This window comes from Pseudomonadota bacterium (assembly GCA_010028905.1).
Classification (GTDB): domain Bacteria; phylum Vulcanimicrobiota; class Xenobia; order RGZZ01; family RGZZ01; genus RGZZ01.
Genome location: RGZZ01000518.1, coordinates 1 through 3,346 on the forward strand (window position 1 = coordinate 1; position 3,346 = coordinate 3,346).

At 66.8% G+C, this 3,346-nt stretch carries 4 protein-coding genes; all 4 read left to right on the forward strand.

The features are described 5' to 3' along the window. A partial coding sequence (locus EB084_22165) for an insulinase family protein (GenBank protein NDD30969.1) occupies positions 1 to 1,143 on the forward strand: 1,143 nt, incomplete at its 5' end. Further along, positions 1,140 to 2,498, forward strand: coding sequence for an insulinase family protein (locus tag EB084_22170; protein NDD30970.1), 1,359 nt, complete (start codon positions 1,140 to 1,142; stop codon positions 2,496 to 2,498). The genes EB084_22165 and EB084_22170, both read left to right, overlap by 4 nt. A gap of 10 nt (positions 2,499 to 2,508) precedes the next feature. Next, complete coding sequence (locus EB084_22175) at positions 2,509 to 3,225, forward strand: (d)CMP kinase (protein NDD30971.1); 717 nt, start codon at positions 2,509 to 2,511, stop codon at positions 3,223 to 3,225. Then, positions 3,222 to 3,346 (forward strand): 1-acyl-sn-glycerol-3-phosphate acyltransferase (locus EB084_22180; protein ID NDD30972.1); only part of this gene is annotated, 125 nt, incomplete at its 3' end. The genes EB084_22175 and EB084_22180, both read left to right, overlap by 4 nt.

The window sequence follows — 3,346 nt, forward strand, 5'->3', positions numbered from 1 at the left end:
TCGCACTTCTTCGAGCACCTCTACTTCCGCGGCACCGAGCGGCGCACCGGTGAGCAGTTCAAGCGCGAGATCGAATCGCTGGGCGGGCAGACGAACGCCAAGACCACCAAGGACCTGACGCACTTCTACATCAACCTCCCCAGCCTGTACACGAAGCAGGGCCTCGACATCCTGGCCGACGCCCTCATCAACTCGAAGCTCGCGCCGGGTGAGGTGAACGAGGAGCGCAAGGTGGTCATCGACGAGCTTCGCATGGGCGAGGAGAACCCGGGGGCCATCCTTCAGAACGAGCTGTACACCTTCGCCTTCGAGAAGCACCCCTACCGGCTGCCCATCATCGGCACCGAGAAGACCCTGCGCGAGATGACCATTGAAGACTTCCGCGAGTTCAAGCGCAGGTACTACATCCCGAACCGCACCGTGCTCATCATCGTCGGCGACGTGACCCCCGCCGAGATCATGCCCACGGTGCGCGAGTACTTCGGGCCCTTCACGGGCAATCACAGCCAGGCCGACGAAATCCCCGTCGAGCCCCGACGCCACGATGGCGCGCGCGAGCGCGTGGTGCGACGAAACCTCCCCAACGCCTACGTGCTCATGGGCTTCCGCGGGCCCAGCGTGCGCGATCGCCCCGACATCTACCGCACCGACGTGATGACCTTCCTCGTGGGCCAGGGAAGCGGCTCGCTGCTGACCAAGAGCCTGGTCGATGACAAGAAGATCGCCCTCAGCGCCTCCGTGGAGTTCCTCACCCAGCGCGACCCCGGCCTCATCACCTTCGAGGCGACCTGTGCGCCGGGCAAGGTCGAGAAGGTGAAGGCCGCGATGCTCGAGACCATCACCCAGCTGCGCGAGGGGCGCGTGAGCCAGGCCGACTTCGATCGCGCCAAGACCCTGCTCATGAACTCATACCGCTTCGGAGACGAGACCAACGCCGGCAAGGCCGACAGCCTCGCCTTCTACGCCGCCATCGACAACGTCGAGTTCGCCCTGACCTATCTCGACGAGATTCGAAAGGTGACCTACAACGACGTCATCGCCACCGCCCGCGCCTACCTCGACCCGAAGGACTGCTCGGTCCTCGTGGTGAGACCCAGCGAGAAACGGGCCGCTCGACCGGCCGAGGGGGTGGCCCGCCGATGATGCGCAGCCTTCTCCAACGACTCTTCCTGACCACGATGCTGGCCGTCACGATGACCGCCTGGGCATCAGCACAGGCGGCTCCGGTGAGCGGCCTGCCCGACATCAACCTGCGCGACAACGTGACGCGCACCGTCCTCGACAACGGCCTGACGCTGCTCGTGGTGGAAGATCGCCACACCGACATCGTCGGCGTCGAGATGGTCTTCCGGGTGGGGCAGTCGAATGAAGACGACGCCTCCGCGGGCATCACGCGCCTGATCCAGAACATCCTGGTGAAGCGCATGGAGAAGGCGCAAGGCCCGAACACGAACCTGTTCGAGCTCCGCGGCAGCCTGCTGAACGCCACCGCGTCGCCCGACTTCGCCGAGATCTCGCTGATGACCGACACGAAGAACCTGGGCGAGCTGCTCGGCGTCGTGGCCCGATCGGTGGCGAAGCGCCAGTTCACCGATGACGAGGTGACCGACGAGCGGCGCAAGATGGTCGAGCTGCTCGAGAGCGATCAGCGCGTGTTCAAGGCCATCTACGAGATCTTCTTGCAGATCTTCTACCGCTACCACCCGTACAAGCAGCCCCACGACGGCCACGCAGCCTCGGTGCGCCAGCTCACCCGAGAGCGCCTCGAGAAGTACTATGCGCGCTTCTGGGCCCCGAACAAGACCGTCGTCGCGGTGGTGGGGAACGTCGATCGCGACGCCGTGCTCGAGATCGTGAAGCGAGAGATGGGGGCGATGTCGCGCGTCGAAGACAAGCGCCTCGAGGTGTCGTGGGAACCGAAGGCGGTGGAGCGCGAGCTCTACCTCACCTCAGGCTCGAACCTGGCGTGGATCCTGCTGGGCTTTCCCGCCCCGGGGCTGAAGTCACCGGATCAGGCCCCCATGCGAATCCTGTCGAGCATCCTGGGCGAGGGATTGAGCTCGCGCCTCTGGGTCGAGCTGCGCGAGAAGCGCGGCTTTGCCTACGAGGTGAGCGCCATGTATCCGGAGCTCGAGGGGCCCTCGCACATGATCGACTACACCATCACCACCCCCGATCACGTGAATGAGGTGCAGAGCCGCATCTTCAAGGAGATCGAGCGCATCAAGACCACGCCGGTCTCGCAGGAAGAGCTCGACGGCGCCAAGCGGCGCCTCATCGGGCAGTACCTGCTCGAGCGCGAGACCAGCAAGGGGCGGGCTCTCAACCTGGCCGTGCAGGAGCTGCTGGGCAGCGGCTACCACGCCGATCTGCTCACGGTCGACCGGCTCAAGAAGGTCACCCGGGAAGACGTGCTGCGCGTGGCGCGCATCTATCTCACCGACTACACGCTGCTGGTGGCTCGCCCTCGTGGCTACTCGCCACCGCTGTTCCGCTGAGGACATCGACATGACTGCATCTCCGTCCCAAGGCCGCATCGCCATCGACGGGCCCGCTGCCAGCGGCAAGACCAGCGTGGCCCGCCGGGTCGGTCAGGCACTCGGCCTGGCACTGGTCGACACAGGCGCCATGTATCGCGCCGTGGCCCTGGCCGCCATCGAGGGCGAGATCGCCCTCGACGATCTCGAGGGGCTCACCGCGCTGGCCCGAGAAGACTCGCCCCGCTATCGCTTCCTTCCCGACCCGGTGGGCGAGCAGGGCTACCGGCTGCTCATCGAGGGGCGTGACGTCACCGATCTGCTGCACACCGAGCGGGTGAGCACCGTCGTCCCGCGCGTGGCTTCGGTGTCGGGGGTGCGCGCGGTGCTGGCCGCCGAGCAGCGCCGCCTCGGACTGGCCGGCGGCGTCGTCATGACCGGACGCGACATCGGCACAGTGGTTCTGCCGGAGGCCGAGCTCAAGATCTACATGACCGCCACCGCCGAGGAGCGCGCCCGCCGACGGGTGGCCCAGCTCGATGGGGGCGCCGTCGACCGCGAGGCGGCCTATGCCGAGATCCTGGCCAACATCCGCGAGCGCGACCGACAGGACAGCGGCCGAGCCGACTCTCCCCTGGCTCAGGCCGATGACGCCGAGTACCTCGACAGCACCCACCTGACCCTCGACCAGGTGGTGTCGAAGGTGCTGGCCCTCTACGAGACGCGGGTTGCCGCCGCGGGCGCGTGAACACGCCTGTCGTCGCCCTCCTCGAGGCGCTGCTGCGGCGCGCGCTGCCCGCGCTCTTCGACTACCAGGTGCACGGTCTCGAGCACGTTCCCCGCGGCCCCGCCATCATTGCGAGCAACCA

Excerpts from the sequence above, each read along its gene's own strand:
- EB084_22175 (NDD30971.1), top strand. The coding sequence starts at position 2,509 with ATGACTGCATCTCCGTCCCAAGGCCGCATCGCCATCGACGGGCCCGCT.
- EB084_22170 (NDD30970.1), top strand. The coding sequence starts at position 1,140 with ATGATGCGCAGCCTTCTCCAACGACTCTTCCTGACCACGATGCTGGCC.